At 71.2% G+C, this 15612-nt stretch carries 16 protein-coding genes; 6 read left to right on the top strand and 10 right to left on the bottom strand.

Features of this window, described 5'->3' with window-relative positions; all coding sequences use genetic code 11:
* Positions 1–5: 5 nt before the first annotated feature.
* From CXR44_RS28705 to CXR44_RS28685, 5 genes are all read right to left on the bottom strand, one after another.
* On the bottom strand, positions 6–869 hold the full coding sequence (locus CXR44_RS28705; RefSeq protein ID WP_101789263.1) for a hypothetical protein: 864 nt from the start codon (positions 867–869) through the stop codon (positions 6–8).
* Positions 866–1417 carry an RNA polymerase sigma factor gene (locus CXR44_RS28700; protein ID WP_101789262.1) on the bottom strand — a complete coding sequence of 184 codons (552 nt, stop codon included), beginning with the start codon at positions 1415–1417 and terminating at the stop codon, positions 866–868. The genes CXR44_RS28705 and CXR44_RS28700 overlap by 4 nt, the downstream gene beginning before the upstream one ends.
* A 209-nt stretch (positions 1418–1626) precedes the next feature.
* Entirely contained in the window at positions 1627–1974 is a 348-nt protein-coding gene (locus CXR44_RS28695) for a hypothetical protein (protein ID WP_101789261.1), read from the bottom strand.
* Positions 1975–2126: 152 nt separating this feature from the next.
* On the bottom strand, positions 2127–2951 hold the full coding sequence (locus tag CXR44_RS28690; RefSeq protein ID WP_101789260.1) for an NBR1-Ig-like domain-containing protein: 825 nt from the start codon (positions 2949–2951) through the stop codon (positions 2127–2129).
* Positions 2952–3116: 165 nt separating this feature from the next.
* A complete protein-coding gene (locus CXR44_RS28685; protein WP_101789259.1) occupies positions 3117–4052 on the bottom strand; it encodes an NADP-dependent oxidoreductase in 936 nt (311 codons plus the stop codon).
* A gap of 112 nt (positions 4053–4164) precedes the next feature.
* On the opposite strand from CXR44_RS28685, the gene CXR44_RS28680 reads away from it, so the two are divergent.
* Complete coding sequence (locus CXR44_RS28680) at positions 4165–4593, top strand: winged helix-turn-helix transcriptional regulator (RefSeq protein ID WP_101789258.1); 429 nt, start codon at positions 4165–4167, stop codon at positions 4591–4593.
* A gap of 22 nt (positions 4594–4615) precedes the next feature.
* On the opposite strand, the gene CXR44_RS28675 is transcribed toward CXR44_RS28680, so the two are convergent.
* The 3 genes from CXR44_RS28675 to tdh are packed head-to-tail and all read right to left on the bottom strand — an operon-like array spanning position 4616 to position 7974.
* A complete protein-coding gene (locus CXR44_RS28675) occupies positions 4616–5533 on the bottom strand; it encodes a LysR family transcriptional regulator (RefSeq protein WP_101789257.1) in 918 nt (305 codons plus the stop codon).
* A gap of 27 nt (positions 5534–5560) precedes the next feature.
* Positions 5561–6730, bottom strand: coding sequence for a glycine C-acetyltransferase (locus CXR44_RS28670; protein ID WP_101789256.1), 1170 nt, complete (start codon positions 6728–6730; stop codon positions 5561–5563).
* On the bottom strand, positions 6730–7974 hold the full coding sequence (gene tdh, locus CXR44_RS28665; RefSeq protein WP_245899505.1) for an L-threonine 3-dehydrogenase: 1245 nt from the start codon (positions 7972–7974) through the stop codon (positions 6730–6732). Before tdh ends, CXR44_RS28670 begins: the two co-directional genes overlap by 1 nt.
* A gap of 189 nt (positions 7975–8163) precedes the next feature.
* On the opposite strand from tdh, the gene CXR44_RS28660 reads away from it, so the two are divergent.
* From CXR44_RS28660 to CXR44_RS28640, 5 genes are all read left to right on the top strand, one after another.
* Positions 8164–9297 carry an ROK family transcriptional regulator gene (locus tag CXR44_RS28660; protein ID WP_101789255.1) on the top strand — a complete coding sequence of 378 codons (1134 nt, stop codon included), beginning with the start codon at positions 8164–8166 and terminating at the stop codon, positions 9295–9297.
* A 147-nt stretch (positions 9298–9444) separates the two neighbouring features.
* Positions 9445–10704 (top strand): ABC transporter substrate-binding protein, encoded by a 1260-nt coding sequence (locus tag CXR44_RS28655; RefSeq protein WP_101789254.1) that lies wholly within the window; start codon positions 9445–9447, stop codon positions 10702–10704.
* A complete protein-coding gene (locus tag CXR44_RS28650; protein WP_245899503.1) occupies positions 10701–11636 on the top strand; it encodes a carbohydrate ABC transporter permease in 936 nt (311 codons plus the stop codon). Before CXR44_RS28655 ends, CXR44_RS28650 begins: the two co-directional genes overlap by 4 nt.
* The gene (locus tag CXR44_RS28645; RefSeq protein ID WP_101789253.1) at positions 11629–12441 is read left to right on the top strand and encodes a carbohydrate ABC transporter permease; all 813 of its coding nucleotides are present in this window, start codon (positions 11629–11631) and stop codon (positions 12439–12441) included. The genes CXR44_RS28650 and CXR44_RS28645 overlap by 8 nt, the downstream gene beginning before the upstream one ends.
* A gap of 34 nt (positions 12442–12475) precedes the next feature.
* Entirely contained in the window at positions 12476–13648 is a 1173-nt protein-coding gene (locus CXR44_RS28640; protein WP_101789252.1) for a Gfo/Idh/MocA family protein, read from the top strand.
* 7 nt (positions 13649–13655) lie between these two features.
* Here CXR44_RS28640 and CXR44_RS28635 read toward each other — a convergent pair whose 3' ends face one another.
* Both CXR44_RS28635 and CXR44_RS28625 read right to left on the bottom strand, forming a co-directional pair.
* Positions 13656–14861 (bottom strand): TolB-like translocation protein, encoded by a 1206-nt coding sequence (locus CXR44_RS28635; protein ID WP_180903748.1) that lies wholly within the window; start codon positions 14859–14861, stop codon positions 13656–13658.
* Complete coding sequence (locus CXR44_RS28625; protein ID WP_101789249.1) at positions 14861–15358, bottom strand: SigE family RNA polymerase sigma factor; 498 nt, start codon at positions 15356–15358, stop codon at positions 14861–14863. The genes CXR44_RS28635 and CXR44_RS28625 overlap by 1 nt, the downstream gene beginning before the upstream one ends.
* Between the last annotated feature and the right edge of the window lie 254 nt (positions 15359–15612).

Below are 15612 nucleotides of genomic sequence, written 5' to 3'. Positions count from 1 at the left end.
CGGGCTCAGGAGCCCTGGGGAGTGGCGCAGTTGCGGAGGCCCCCGGCGTCGGGCTCCTCGCTCACGACGAGGCTCGCCTTCCCCGGCTCCTCCAGGTGCCCCCCGTTGACGTACCAGGAGTCCGGCACCGAGGTCTTCGTCGCGTCCGCCGCGTCGATGTACGAGTTCGTGTCCGTGAACGAGTGGACGGTCAGCCCGCGTCGCGCCAGGAGTTCCCGCACCTCGGCCACGGTCCTGCCACGGAACGGCACGCAGTGCAGGGGCTCGCCGAGGACGTCGATCGAGGCGAAGATGTCGTACTGCTCCCCGGCCCTGGCCTCGCGCCCGAGGGTGATCTGGGCCGGTCCCTCGAAGCCGACGGGGATCCTCATCCCGATCGGGCAGCCGCCCAGCTTGGCGCACTCGCCTGGCTGGTCGATGGTCCTGATCTCGTCGAGGTACCGCTTCTCGGTGGACGAGGTGGGGATGATGGTGCCCACGAACGAAGGAGTCGCGGGGACGACCCGGAGCGTCACCTCCAGGCCCGCCGCCCGGAGCTGTTCCTCGTAGCGGTCCGGGTCGGCGTGCACGTCCTTGACCTCGACGACGTAGTAGCCGTCCTCCTGCCTGATGTCGAGCGCCGCCGCGGGGCGGGGGCCGAAGCCGAGGCCCGTCGGCAGCAGCCAGCTCAGCGCCACGAACGCGGCCGTGGCGAGGGCGACTCCCGGCAGCGCCAGGCGCAGCACCGGCCGTGTCCTGCGCGCGGGCCGGGCCTGGGGGCCGGGCCGGGTCGTGATGATCTCGCGCATCAGCGCGTGGGCCCCCTCGGTCATGCCGGGGCCCGGGTCCGGGGCGAGATGGGCGACGACGCGGTCGATGTCGGTGTTCACGGGCTTCCCTCCGCGAGAGCCACGGCGCGCAGGCCGTACGTGGTGAGGTCGAGGTCACTGGCGGCCAGTGCCCGGGCGAGCCGCTTGCGGGCCCGGTGGAGGCGCAGGCGCACCGCGCCGCGCGAGCAGCCGAGCACCTGGGCGATCTCCGGAGTGGTCAGACCCTCCCAGCCGACCAGCGACAGGAGCTCCCTGTCGTCCGGCGAGAGCCGCCGGAACGCCTGGCGGGCGGCGTCCCGCTCGCCCTCGGCGACCGGCCGCGCCGAGGTGGCCAGCTCTTCACGCAGCCGTGCGGCCAGCGCGGAGCGGCGCTCCTCGGAGCGGAAATGGTTGGCGAGGGTACGCCGGGCCACGCCATAGAGCCACAACCGGGCCTGGTCTCCGGCGGGGATGTCGTCCAGGCGGCGCCAGGCCGTCGTGAACGTCTCGGCGATCACGTCGGCGGTGTCGTCCGGCGCGTCGGTCCGCCGCCTGACGTAGGCGGCGACGGCCGGGTAGTGCGCCAGGTAGAGCTCCTCGAAACGCCGCTCCGCCCCAGGTGGCCACATGTCATCTTCTTCTGGGTGATTGGACACACCTGAGCAGATGTCCGGCTATGGCGTGGTGTTTCATCGTGTTTCGTGAAAGCCGGGAAAACGGCACATGCACCATCCCTGCCCGGCGCCCCCGTCCGGGCAGGGATGGTGCATGTGGGGGAGGGGCCGGCGGTCGCGCCGGCTTCGGTCTCGTGCGGAGGTATGGGGGCGGACCGGGCGGGTCAGCCGATGTGGAAGGCGGGGTTGCGGGCCTTGAACGTGCACTCGCCCACGAACTTCACCGTCTTGCCGGGCTTGACGCTCTTCCAGCCGGTGCTGTGCTGCTTGGAACCGTTGCCGATCATGTTCTTGCACCAGTACACCAGGCGCGCTTTCCCGGTCTTGTTGCCGTTGTTCCAGCACTTCCCCCAGACGGTGGTGTTGCCGGTCCCGGGGGCGTTGCAGACGACCCTCGCGGCGGTCTGGGTGGACGCCGTCGAAACGGCGGCCTGCGCCATGCCACCGCCGATCGTCATCAGCACGGATACCGTGCCGGCCGCGATCGTCAGTGCGCGGGTCACCTTGGTCACTGTGCATTCCCTTTCGTTGGCGAATCGGCGCACGCCGTGGCAGGAAACGGCGTGCGCCGGGACTCCGCCATCGTGGCAGCGGGCCCGCCGCCCCGACAGGGGATGTCCGTCCAGAGGACGTCCAAGACCTGTTGGACAAATGAAGCCGCAGGTCAGGGGTCCACGACTCGGATGTCCAGGAACACCGGGCGCTTGAGCGGGAACAGCACCCTGCCCTGCGCGTCGGTCATCTTGTAGTAGATACGGCACTTGCCGGGTTTGCCGGGAGCGCGGACCCGGACCGAGAGATCCACCGTCTGGCCGGGCGCGGTCGGCGGAATGACGACCGTCTCGGGTGACTTGCAGGGATCGGCATTGACGCGCGCCAACAGCCGGCCTTCCCAGGGGATGGTCCCGGTGTTGCGCACCCGCCAGGTCTTGGTGAACGTGGCATTCGTCCGGACTTTCGAGCCGTCCGGAAAGGTGACGTCACCGAGGAACTCCGAATCGTCCCTCGGGATGACGCTCGCCGTGGGGGCGGGCGAGGGCGGGGTCACGCGGCGGTCCTCCCGCAGGGCGAGATAGAGCACGGTGACGCTGGCTGTGACGACCGCGACCGAGGCCATGACGTAGGCGAGGACCTGGCCGCGCCGCGCGGCCCTCGGCACCCCCTCGACCGCCGCCGGCCCGTCGACCGGTCCGTCGCCTGGCCCGTCGACCGGTCCGTCGACCGGTCCGTCGCCCGGCTCTGTCCTGGCGCGTTCCCACAGCTCGCGCCACTCGCGCTCGGTCTCCCCGGCGTCACGCCCCAGCCGGTCGACCGCGAGCACCCGGACGAACTCCCACGTCGTCTCCCAGGTCGGTAACCTCTGCCCGCGCGCCGCGCTGGCCAGGGACGACTTCGAGGCCGCCGCGCCGAGCCGGGAGGCCATCTCCGCGTACGACGGGTCGCCCGCCTCCTGCTTCAGCAGGAGCAACCGCGCGGCGAACGCGCCCACCGCCCCAGCGTCCGGGGCAGGCCCGATCGGCCGGCGGCCCCGCCGCTTCCCCCTCTTGTCGGCCTCCACGTCCTGCCACCTTCCGTCCGCCGGTCACCCTGGCAGCGCCTCCCCCGCGACGCCTCTGCGATTATCCGACGCGGCGTCCGTGCCCGGGTGATGACCTCAGGGAGTGAGGACGAGGCGGCCGCGGAGACCCCCTTCGGCGAGGCGCCTGTGGGCTGCGGCGACGTGGTCGAGGGGCATGGTCCCGGCTACGCGCAGGGTGAGGGAACCTGTTTCCACCAGGGCGGCCAGCCTGGACAGGAGGGCGCCGTCAGCGCGGATCCAGTGGTTGAAGACCCGGATGCCGCGCAGTGGGACCGGCGCTCCTCCCGCCACCAGGGCGGCGAAGGCTCCCCCTGACCGGACCGCGTCCAGGGCGGCCGCCCCCACCACGGCGGCGTCGAGCGCCGCGTGCACGCCGCCCGGAACGAGGGAACGGACCGCCTCACCCAGCCGCGCCGTGCGTGGCACGAACAGGTCGGCGCCCAGCCCGCGGACGAGCGGCTCGTCGCCGGCTCCGGCGACCGCGACCACCCGGAGCCCGCGCGCGACGGCCAGCTGGATCGCGAAGCCGCCGACGGCACCGGCCGCCCCGGTCACCAGCAGCGTCTGCCCGGGGTGCAGGCCGAGTCCCTCCAGCGCCTGCGCGGCGGTGAGACCGTTCAGGGGCAGGGTGGCGGCTTGCGCGGGTGAGACGCCCGCGGGCGCGGCCGTGACCGCGTCCGCGTCGAGCACGACGTGTTCGGCCTGGGTGCCGATCGGCACGTCCAGCCGGTCGGACAGGCCGATCACCCGGTCCCCGCGCATGACGCCGGTGACCCCGGGGCCCGTCTGCTCGACGGTTCCGGCCACATCCCACCCGATGCCGATCACGTCCCGCGCCGGCAGCAACCCCGCCTCGGTGAGCGCGCCGGACCGCGTCGCCAGATCGACCGGGTTGACCGTCGCGGCCTCCACCCGGATCCGGACCTGCCCCTCTGCCGCGACCGGCATCGGCACGTCCGTGATCTGCAGAACCTCAGGTCCGCCGAAAGCACGTACCACAACTGCGCGCATGGGATCTCCTCGTCGTTCCGAAGGATTCAGGACTTGAGGACGACCGTACGGAGAGCTACTCTCTCACGGGAAGTACGCACTTCAAGGTGCCTATCGCACGAACAGGAGCGCGATGACGACCCGCACCACCGCCCAGCAGCGCGAGCAGGCGCGCATCGCCTACGACGCCTACCTGGCGACCTGCCCGGCCCGTCAACTTCTCGACCGGATCAGCGACAAATGGGTGAGTCTCCTGCTCACCGCGCTCGCCGACGGCCCACAGCGCTACAGCAGCCTGTCTCGTACCATCGCCGGTGTCAGTCAGAAGATGCTCACCCAGACCCTTCGCACCCTGGAACGCGACGGCCTGGTCTCTCGCTCGGTCACGCCCTCGGTCCCGGTTCGGGTCGATTACGCCCTCACCCCGCTGGGTGTCAGCCTGCTGCCCGTGATGCGGGCCATCAAGGACTGGGCCGAGACACATATCGAACAGGTCACCGCCGCGCGCGACACCTACGACAGCCGCGCCACCTGTCCGGAAGCGCCGAACGCGACGAGGTGATCCGGCGGCCGGGCGGGCACCGTCACCCGTCGCCGAGGTCGGCCGCGACGGTGTGCAGGGTGTCGAGCAGCGGGGCCAGGAGGGGGTGGGAGTCGGCGCCGCGGCGGACGGCGGCGAAGACGCGCCGCTCCGGGCCGGGCGCGGGCCGGACGACGACGCCTGACAGCGCCATGTCGCGCAACGCCAGCCGCGGCACCAGCGCCACCCCTGCCCCGGCCGCCACCAGCGCGGCCACCGCGCGGAAGTCGTCCGAGCAGTGCGCGAAGCGCGGGGTGAAGCCCGCCTGCTCGCAGGCGAAAGCGATCACGTCGTGCACCGGGTTGCCGGGGTAGGGGCCGATCCACGGCTGACCGCCCAGATCCGCGAGCGTGACCGGCCGGCCGTCGCCCGCGGTGGCGAGCTGGTGGTCGTGAGGGAGGACCAGGTCGAACGGCTCGGCGTACAGGGGCATGAGTGACAGGCGCCGGTCGGTGACGTCGGGGGCGCCGCGGTACTCGACCGCGACCGTCAGGTCCGCCTCCCCGTCCAGCAGCATGACCAGCCCCTGGTCGCCCTCCGCGTCGCGGACGCGGACCTGCAGGCCGGGCGCCTTCTCGCGGAGCACGGCCAGAGCGGGTGACAGCACGGCGCTGATCGCCGTCGCGAAGCAGGCCACGGTCACCTCGCCGGCCGAGCCCGTCGCGTACGCGGCCACCTCGGCCTCGGCGCGTTCGAGCTGGGCGAGCACCTCGTTCGCGTGCCCGAGCATGATCTTCCCGACGGCCGTGAGGCGGACGCCGCGCCCGTCACGGGCGAACAGCTTGTGGCCCACCTCGTGTTCGAGCGCGACGAGCTGCTGCGACACGGCGGACGGCGTCAGGTGCAGGGCGGCGGCCGCGGCGGTGACCGTGCCGTGGTCGGCCACCGCCCGCAGCGTGCGCAGGCGCCGCGTGTCTATCACGCAGCGAGGATATCCGCGGCCGGCGGGTCAGCCGCGCGCCTGGGCGAACGCCGCCACCGCGCGGTCCACGTCCTCGGCGGAGTGGGCCGCCGAGAGCTGCACCCGGATCCGCGCCTGCCCGTGCGGCACCACCGGGTAGGAGAACCCGATCACGTAGATGCCGAGGTCCAGCAGCCGGTCGGCCATGGCCGCCGCCTGCGCCGCGTCACCGATCATCACGGGCACGATCGGGTGGTCGCCCGGGAGCAGGTCGAACCCGGCGCGCGTCATCTCGCTGCGGAAGCGGGCCGTGTTGGCGCGCAGCCGTTCGCGGGCCTCGCCGGAGGTCTCGAGCAGGTCGAGGATGCGCAGCGAGGCCGCGGCGATCACCGGGGCCAGGGAGTTGGAGAACAGGTAGGGGCGCGAGCGCTGGCGCAGCAGCTCGCAGATCTCCGTACGGCCGGAGACGTAGCCGCCGCTGGCGCCGCCGAGCGCCTTGCCGAGCGTGCCGGTGATGATGTCGATCCGGTCGGTCACGCCGTGCAGCTCCGGCGTGCCCCGGCCGGTGGGGCCGACGAAACCGACGGCGTGGGAGTCGTCCACCATGACCATCGCGTCGTAGCGGTCGGCCAGGTCGCAGATCTCCGGCAGCGGCGCGAGGTAGCCGTCCATGGAGAACACGCCGTCGGTGACGATCAGCCTGCGCCGCGCGTCGCCCGCCTCCTTCAGCCGGGCCTCCAGCTCCGCCATGTCGCGGTTGGCGTAGCGCAGGCGTCGCGCCTTGGACAGGCGGATGCCGTCGATGATGCTGGCGTGGTTCAGCGCGTCGGAGATCACCGCGTCCTGCGCGTCGAGCAGCGTCTCGAACACGCCGCCGTTCGCGTCGAAGCACGAGCTGTACAGGACGGTGTCCTCCATGCCGAGGAACTCCGACAGGCGCGCCTCCAGCTCCTTGTGCACCTGCTGGGTGCCGCAGATGAAGCGGACCGAGGCCATGCCGAAGCCCCACCGGTCGAGCGCCTCCTTGGCCGCCTCGACGACGGCCGGGTGGTCGGCCAGGCCGAGGTAGTTGTTGGCGCAGAAGTTCAGCACCTCGCGCCCGGCCACGCTCACGCTGGAGCTCTGGGGGGTGGTGATCACCCGCTCGGGCTTGAGCAGCCCCGCCTCGGTGATCTCGTCGAGCGTCGCACGCAGTTGCTCGCGCACGTTGGTGAACATCAAGCGCTCCTGTTCGTGTCAGCGGCCGCTCCGGCCTGAGTCGGCTCGTTCCTGGCGCTCTCCGGCCGAGCTCCTCCGCGCGTGCTCATGGTCGCGGCCGCTTCGGCCTTCGTTGGCTCGGTTCTCGCTCTCTCCGGCCGAGCTCCTCCGCGCGTGCTCATGGTCGCGGCCGCTCCGGCCTTCGTTGGCTCGGTCCTCGCTCTCTCCGGCCGAGCTCCTCCGCTCCAGTCGAGGATGACCTTGCCCGTGCGGCCGCTCGCCGCGGTGTCGAACGCGGCGTCGAAGTCCTGGTAGGTGAACCGGTCAGTGATCACCGGAGACAGGTCGAGCCCCTTCTCCAGCAGGACCGACATGTTGTACCAGGTCTCGAACATCTCGCGGCCGTAGATGCCCTTGATGGTGATCATCGAGGTGACGACCGTGGCCCAGTCGATCGCGAACTCCTCGGCGGGCAGGCCGAGCATGGCGATCTTCCCGCCGTGGGTCATGTTGGCGATCATGTCGCGCATGGCCTGCGGGCTGCCCGACATCTCCAGGCCGACGTCGAAGCCCTCGCGCATGCCGAGCCGCCGCATGCCCTCGGCGACCGTGCCGCGCCGCACGTTGAGCGCCAGCGTGACGCCCAGCTTGGCGGCGAGGTCGAGCCGTTCGTCGCTGACGTCGGTGATCACGACGTTGCGAGCACCGACGTGGGTGGCCACCGCCGCCGCCATCAGGCCGATCGGGCCGGCTCCGGTGATCAGGACGTCCTCGCCGACGAGGGGGAACGACAGCGCGGTGTGCACCGCGTTGCCGAACGGGTCGAAGATGGCGGCCACGTCGGGGTCGACGGGGGTGCGGTGCACCCAGACGTTCGAGGCGGGCAGCGTGACGTACTCGGCGAACGCCCCGTCGCGGTGCACGCCGAGGCCGACGGTGTTGCGGCACAGGTGGCGGCGGCCGGCCATGCAGTTGCGGCAGGTGCCGCAGACGATGTGGCCCTCGCCGCTCACCAGGTCGCCGACGGCGATGTTGTCCACGCCGGGGGTGACCTCGACGACCTCGCCGCTGAACTCGTGGCCGACGATGAGGGGAAGCTTCAGGGTGTGCCGCGCCCAGTCATCAAATTTCCGGATATGGAGGTCGGTGCCGCAGATCCCGGTCCGCAGGACCCTGATCAGCACCTCGCCCGGCCCCGGCGTGGGCTCCGGGACGTCGACCAGCCGGAGGCCGGCCTCGGGCCTCTCCTTGACCAGCGCTTTCATGGCCTCACTCCCCCTCGTCGAACCTTACGCACTGTGCCCGGTCCCGTTGCGGCATGTCCATCGAGGGATTCTTAAGTGCCCCCACAGCTCGGCTTCACGCCGCATCCGGCGTGGCGTCGTCCCCGAGATTAAGCAACACAGTTTCGTTAAGTAGGATGACAGGACCTGACGGTCTCCCTGGAGGTTTCGGTGCGACAGCAGAGCGGCGACGCCTCCCTCCTGCGCAGGCTCAACTCCGCCGCCGTCCTGCGCATCCTGCGGGAGGCCGAGACGGCCACGCTGAGCGAGCTGGCCAGGGCCGCCCGCGTCTCCAGGCCGACGGCCGAGGTGATCGTCGACGACCTGCTGGCGGAGGGCTGGGCCGAGGAGTGCGGTGAGGAGCCCGGCGACCGGCAGCGCGGCAGGCCCGCCAGACGGTTCAGGTTCCGGGCGTCGGCGGGGCACGTCGTGGGCGTGGGCATCGGGGGGTCCAACCTGCGGGCCATGGTGGCCGACCTCAACGGCACGGTCGTCGCGGCCCACCGGGTGCCGGCCCACGTGGAGCTGCCCGTCGGCGACCGGCTCGACGCCGTCGCCGGCCTGGTCGAGACTGTCGCCGCGCGGGCGGGCGTGGACGTGGCGGGCCTGGCCGCCGTGGGGGTGGGCACGACCGGCGTGGTGGACGCCGCCGGGCGGGTGGTCAAGAGCGTCATCCTGCCCGGCTGGAGCGGGCTCGACCTGCAGGGAGAGCTGGCCCGGCGGCTCGCGCCCCCCGTGCTGGTGGAGAACGACATGCGCCTGGCGCTGCTCGCCGAGCACTGGCGCGGCGAGGCGAAGGGCCACGACGACGTCGTCTACCTCTTCACCGGGCACCGGCTCGGCCTGGCCCTGCTCGTCGGCGGCCGGCCGCACCGGGGCGCCCACGCGGCCGCCGGCGAGATCGGGCAGCAGGCCCGCGACCACTGGTGGGCCTTCAAGCACGTCACCGACTACGCGATGGCCGCCGAGCCGGGCGAGCTGCGCTCGCACCAGCAGGCGGCCAGGTTCGCCATCGAGCGGGCGCGCCGGGGCGACGAGCGGGCGCTGGCGGCCGTCACGGCGTTCGCCCGCCACCTGGGCGAGGGCCTGCTCACGCTGGTCAACCCGCTCGATCCCGAGCTGGTGGTGCTCGGGGGCAGCATGGCGCGGGCGGGTGACCTGCTGGTCGCCCCGATCCAGGCGTACTTCGACGAGGTGTGCCTCTATCCGCCGAAGGTGGTCCCGTCCGCCCTCGGCAGCGACTGTGTCGCGCTCGGCGCCGTGCGATGGGCCCTCGACCGGGCCGACAGCACGCTCTTTTCGTAGATCACTTCGCTAATTCCGTCACGGGCGCATCACAGTCATGTCGCATGCGTGCATCTTCTGCGTGATCGTGCTCGATTATCTCTAGTTGTTTTCATAAATGGGCGCTACCTTCCAGTCACTCGCAGAAACCCGACAGATGGGGACGACATGACAGGCAAGGTGTGGGCGCTGGTGTGCGCCGGTGCGCTCGTGGCGGGACTCGCGGGATGCTCCTCGTCTGACGGGGCCGGCTCCGGCGGCAAGGTGACCCTGACGTACGCGTACTGGGACGAGGAGAACCAGGGCGCGGCCATGCGCAAGATCGTCGAGGAGTTCACCAAGACGCACCCGGAGATCGAGGTCAAGCTCCAGTTCACCCCGAACAAGGAGTACTGGACCAAGCTGCAGACCGCCGCCGCCGGCGGCACGGCCCCCGACGTCTTCTGGATGAACGGCCCGCGCATCGGCCTGTACGCCTCCCAGGGCGCGCTGCTGCCCCTCTCCGACCGGATCGCGAAGGACAAGCTGGACCTCGGCAAGTACCCCAAGTCGCTGGTCGACCTCTACACCCTCGACGGCAAGCAGTACGGCATCCCCAAGGACTTCGACACCATCGGCCTCTGGTACAACAAGGACCTCTTCGACGCCGCCGGGGTGAAGTACCCCGACGCCTCGTGGACCTGGGACGACGTGCGCGACGCGGCCAAGAAGCTGACCGACCCGGCCAAGGGCGTCCACGGCATCGGCGCGATGGCCTGGCCCCAGGAGCTCTACTACAACACGATCTTCCAGGCCGGTGGATACGTCATCTCCGACGACAGGAAGAAGTCCGGCTACGACGACCCGGCCACCATCGAGGGCCTGAAGTTCTGGAAGGACCTCCTCGACCGGAAGCTGTCGCCCACCGTCCAGCAGATGACCGACAACGACCCCATCGAGATGTTCAAGAGCGGCAAACTCGCCATGTGGTACGACGGCTCGTACGACGCCGCGCAGTACAACAAGACCGAGGGCCTGAACGCCGACGTCGCCCCGCTGCCCGCCGGCCCCAAGGGCAAGGCGACCGTCATCCACGGCCTGGCCAACGTCATCTACGCCAAGACCAAGCACCCCGAGCAGGCGTGGGAGTTCCTCAGGTTCCTCGGCTCCGAGCAGGCCAACCGCATTCAGGCCGAGTCGGGCGCCGTCATCCCGGCCTACGAGGGACTGCAGGACTCCTGGGTCAAGTCGATGCCCAAGCTGAACCTCCAGGCGTTCATCGACCAGCTTCCCGACGCCCGGCCGTACCCCGTCTCGAAGAACACCGCCGCCTGGGCGCGGCCCGAGACCGACGCCATCACCAAGGCGTTCTCGGAGGGGCAGGACGTGGAGGCCGTCGCCCGCGCGTTCGCGGCGACCATGAACGCCGCCCTGTCGCAGGAGAAGTGAGCACCGTCGGAAGGGCGGCCGCCAGGGCGGCCGCCCGCCCCGCCACCCGCCGCCGGCTGCGCGACCGTGACTGGGTGTGGGGCTACGCGATGATCGCGCCGCTCGTGCTCGGCCTCGGTGTGTTCTACCTGTGGCCGGTCGTCCAGTCGGTCTACTACAGCTTCACCGAGTGGACGCTGTTCGGCGACGCCACCTGGATCGGCCTGCGCAACTACGCGGAGGTCTTCACCGACCCGGCCAACGCCAGGGCCCTGCGCAACACCTTCGTCTACGGCGCGCTGAGCCTGCTCGGCATCCCGCTGTCCATCGCGGTGGCCGCGCTGCTCGGCACCCGCGGGCTGAAGCTGGTCTCGCTGTACCGGACCCTGTACTTCCTGCCCGTCGTCACCATGCCGGCCGCCGTCGCGATGATCTGGACCTGGCTCTACAACGGCGACTACGGCCTGGTCGACTACCTGCTCTCCCTCGTCGGCGTCCAGGGCACCTCGTGGATCGCGAACCCGTCCACAGCCCTGTACGCCCTCGTCGCCGTCGGCGTGTGGACGCAGATCGGCTACAACGCCGTCATCTTCATGGCCGGCCTGCAGGCCATCCCGCGTCACCTGTACGAGGCCGCCTCGATCGACGGGGCCGGGCGGGTGAGGCAGTTCTTCCGGGTGACGCTGCCCCTGCTGTCGCCCAGCGTGTTCTTCGTGTCCGTGCTCAGCGTGATCAACGGCCTGCAGATGTTCGACCTGGTCTACCTGATGCTGCGCCGGGGCAACCCGGCGCGGGAGGACACCCAGACCGTCGTCTCGTTGTTCTTCACGCGCGCCTTCGAGGAGGGCGCCAAGGGGTACGCGGCGGCGATGGCCGTGGTGCTCATGGCCATCACCCTGCTGCTGACCGTCGTCCAGTTCCGGGTCCAGAAGAGGTGGGTGCACTATGCGTAACGGCCGGCTGTGGCCCGTCCACCTGGTGCTCGCGGTAGGCGCGGCCGCGATGGTGATGCCGTTCTTCTGGCAGGTGCTCACCTCGCTGAAGACCTTCACCGAGGCGACCAGGACGCCCCCGGTGTGGATCCCCTCGTTCGAGTGGTCCAACTTCGCGACCGTCCTCGACGAGACGCCGTTCCTGCAGCAGTTCGGCAACACCGTGGTGATGACCGCCGGGCGGACGCTGGCCCAGCTCCTGTTCTGCTCGCTGGCGGCCTACGCCTTCGCCCGGCTGCGCTTCCCCGGCAGGGACGTCATCTTCATCGCGCTGCTGTCGGTGCTCATGGTGCCGGGCCAGCTCTTCCTCATCCCGCAGTACCAGATCGTGCAGAGCCTCGGCTGGCTCAACACCCTGCCGGGACTGATCGCGCCCGGCATGTTCAGCGCGTTCGGCACGTTCATGATGCGGCAGTTCTTCATGACGCTGCCCGCCGAGGTCGAGGAGGCCGCCCGGCTGGACGGCGCCAACCCGCTGCGCGTCTTCTGGAGCGTGATGCTGCCGCTGGCCAGGCCCGGCCTGATGGCGCTCGGCGTGCTCACCGTGCTGTGGTCGTGGAACGACCTGATGTGGCCGCTCATCGTCAACACCGACCCCGAGAGCATGCCGCTGTCGGCAGGGCTGTCGGCGCTGCAGGGCGAGCACATGACCGACTATCCGGTGCTGATGGCCGGCTCGCTGATGGCCAGCGCGCCCATCGTCGTGCTGTTCGTCGTCATGCAGCGGCAGCTCATCGAGGGCATCGCCTTCACCGGCTCGAAGTAGGGTCCCAACCCGTACCACCCGAGAAAGGACGCACGTGGAAGACCTGCGGATCGGAGTCGTCGGCCTCGGCCTGCGCGCCGGCCTCGCCCTGGCCGCGCACCGCCCCGGCCGGGGCGCCGTGGTGGCCGCGCTGTGCGACAGCGACCCGGCGGTGCTCAAGGCGCAGGCCGGCCGGTTCGAGGCCGAGTTCCTCACCGACGACCACCGCCGCCTGGCGGAGCGCGACGACCTCGACGCCGTCATCGTGCTGACGCCCGACGACACGCACGAGAGCGTCGCCATCGACTTCCTGGAGGCGGGCAAGGCCGTCTACCTGGAGAAACCCCTCGCCATCACTGTCGAGGGCTGCGATCGCGTGCTGCGGGCCGCCCGCCGCACCGGGACCAGGCTGTACGTCGGGCACAACATGCGGCACATGGGAGTCGTCCGGCTGATGCGCGACATCGTCCGGCGGGGCGACATCGGCGAGCCGAAGACCGTGTGGGTGCGGCACTTCGTCGCCTACGGCGGCGACTACTACTTCAAGGACTGGCACGCCGACCGCGCCCGCACCACCGGCCTGCTGCTGCAGAAGGCCGCGCACGACCTCGACGTGATCCACTGGCTGGCCGGCGGCTACACCAGCCGCGTCAACGCCTTCGGCGACCTCATGCTGTACGGCGACCTGCCGCGCCGCGAGCCCGGCACGCCGCGGCCCGAGGGCTGGCTGCGCGAGTTCGACTGGCCGCCCACCCACCGCACAGGGCTGCACCACGTGGTGGACGTCGAGGACGTGTCGGTGATGAACATGCGCCTCGACAACGGCGTCATCGCCGCCTACCAGCAGTGCCACTTCACGCCCGACTACGTGCGCAACTACACGGTCATCGGCACCGAGGGGCGGCTGGAGAACTTCGGCGACCGCCCCGGCGACACCGTCCGGGTGTGGAACACCGGCCCCACCGACTACCGCCCCGACGCCGACGTCACCTACCGGGTGCCCGACGCCCAGGGCGGCCACGGCGGCGCGGACACGGCCATCATCACCGAGTGGCTCAGGTTCGTCCGGGAGGGCGGGACGACCGACACCTCGCCGGTGGCCGCCCGGATGAGCGTCGCCGCCGGCTACATGGCCACGATGTCGCTGCGCGACGGCGGCATGCCGTACGACGTCCCGCCCCTCGACCCCGGCCTGGCCGCCTACTTCGACCGCGGCCAGGCGGAGTGAGAGCCGGTCAGCGGATCCTGGCCAGGTCGATGACCACGTACTGGCCGTCGAGTTCGAAGGAGACGAGCCGGCCGTCGCCGATCCCCGGCTGGACATGGATCGACCGCCCCTCGGCGTCCGTCCGGAAGCCCAGGTCGGCCGCCCTGCCGGTGGCCAGGTCGAGCAGGACCTGGCCGCCGGAGGGCGGGGGCAGGCGGACGGTCATGAAACGGTCGGCGGCCAGCCCGTACGTGGAGTCGGGCAGGTCCCGCTCGCCGGAGCCGTCCCGCAGCCGGCTGAAGGGCCGCCCCTCGGGGCTGGTGCCGGTACAGGTCGTCACCCCGCACCGGACGTCCCGCTCGCCCGGTCGCACCACCGCCCGGCTCGTCTCCCCGGTCTCGGCGTTGAGCAGCTCCTCGAAGCTCGTCTCGCCGTCCGGCGTGTACTCGCCGGGCGTTCCCACCCACGGCCAGCGCAGGATGTGGTGCCGGTCGGCGCCCGGTACGGCCTCCACGCTCCCGCCCCCGAGGGGAAGCGTGAAGACACCGCCCTCCAACAGCGAGAAGGCGATCCGGCCGCCCACCACGGTCAGTTCGTCGCCGCGCCCCCTTACCTCGCGGTCCGTGGCGACGGCGACGGGGTCGCCGCCCTCGACGGGCGCCGACCAGAACCGGGTGTGTCCGCCCTCGATCGTCTGCCACACGATCCGTCCCGCGCCGACCGCGTAGCCGGACGCGAAGACCCCCTTCGGCGTGCGGATGGCGGTGATCCTGCGGGCCTCGCCGGTCTCCAGGTCGTAGGCGTACAGGGCGTCGGCCTTCTCATGGCTCTCCCACGTCTCCAGCAGCAGGGTGCGGTCGCCGAGGAAGATCTGCGGCCGGCCCTTGCGCCCCCCGGGCAGCTTGACCGGGATCTTCCACACCGCCTCCGGCCAGACCCGCTCGACGAGAGCAGGGCGCGCGGAGGCGGTCGTCGTCGGCACGGGCGAAGTCGTCGGCACGGGCGAAGGAGCCGGGTGCCGGGCCGTGTCGGGCCCCGCCCCGTCGCGTACCGTCACCCCGATCCCGCCGACGACGAGCACCACGGCGGCTGCCGCGAGCACGCCACGCCCTCGCGCGCGCCGCCGCCGGGACCGGGTCACGATGCGCGCCGGGAACCCGCTCGGCGCGCGCGGCGCGCGGTCGGCGGCCCGGGTGAGGAGCCGGTGCAGGTCGTCTTCCAGTTCCCTGGTCATCACACGCTCCTCTGGGTGAAGGTCCGGTGGGCGATCGTGGAGCGGAGCCTGCTCAACCCGAGCGAGGCGTGACTGCGCACGGTCCCGTGGGAGATCCTCAGCACACTCGCGATCTCCGAGTCGGTGAGCTGCTCGTAGTAGCGCAGCACGAGCACCGTCCGCTGCCTGCGCGGCAGCTCCGCGAGCGCCTGCCACAGGCCCTGCTCGCCGTCGGAAGGCCGCGTGTCCAGGTGGGAGGTCTCCGGCAGGTCCCGGACGAGCCGCTCGCGGCGGCGGCGCCGCCAGGCGCTGATGTGCAGCCGCGCCATGATCATCCTGGTGTAGCTCTCCGGATCGTCCTTCCGGCGCACCCGCGCCCAGGCCCGGTGCAGCCTGATCAGCGCCTCCTGGGTCAGGTCGGCCGCGTCGTGGGCGTTGCCGCTGAGCACGTAGCCGTAGCGCAGCAGCGCGTCGGCCCGCTCGGCGACGAACTCCGCGAAGCGGGAGTCATCTTCCACGTGACTTCGCCTTTCCTCGTCTCATCACCACCCAGACGCGGGCCGGGCCCCGTTTGTTGAACCGGGGTCCACAGCGCTGAAGTTGGGGCTCCAGTGCTGGATAAGGCGTTCTACGTGTGCAACACTGTTGCAGGATTACAACATGGTCGGTCGAGGAAGACACCAGTACAACGAGATCAACGCGGCCTTCAGGAGGCTACGCGAGATCCCGACGTTGACAGTGGTCGAAAGCCACAACGGGCATCGGTGGGGCT

Source organism: Nonomuraea indica (assembly GCF_002850745.1).
Taxonomy (GTDB): Bacteria; Actinomycetota; Actinomycetes; order Streptosporangiales; family Streptosporangiaceae; genus Nonomuraea; species Nonomuraea indica.
Note: the sequence above shows the minus strand (reverse complement) of the source record. Positions and strands in the feature narration are given on the sequence as shown.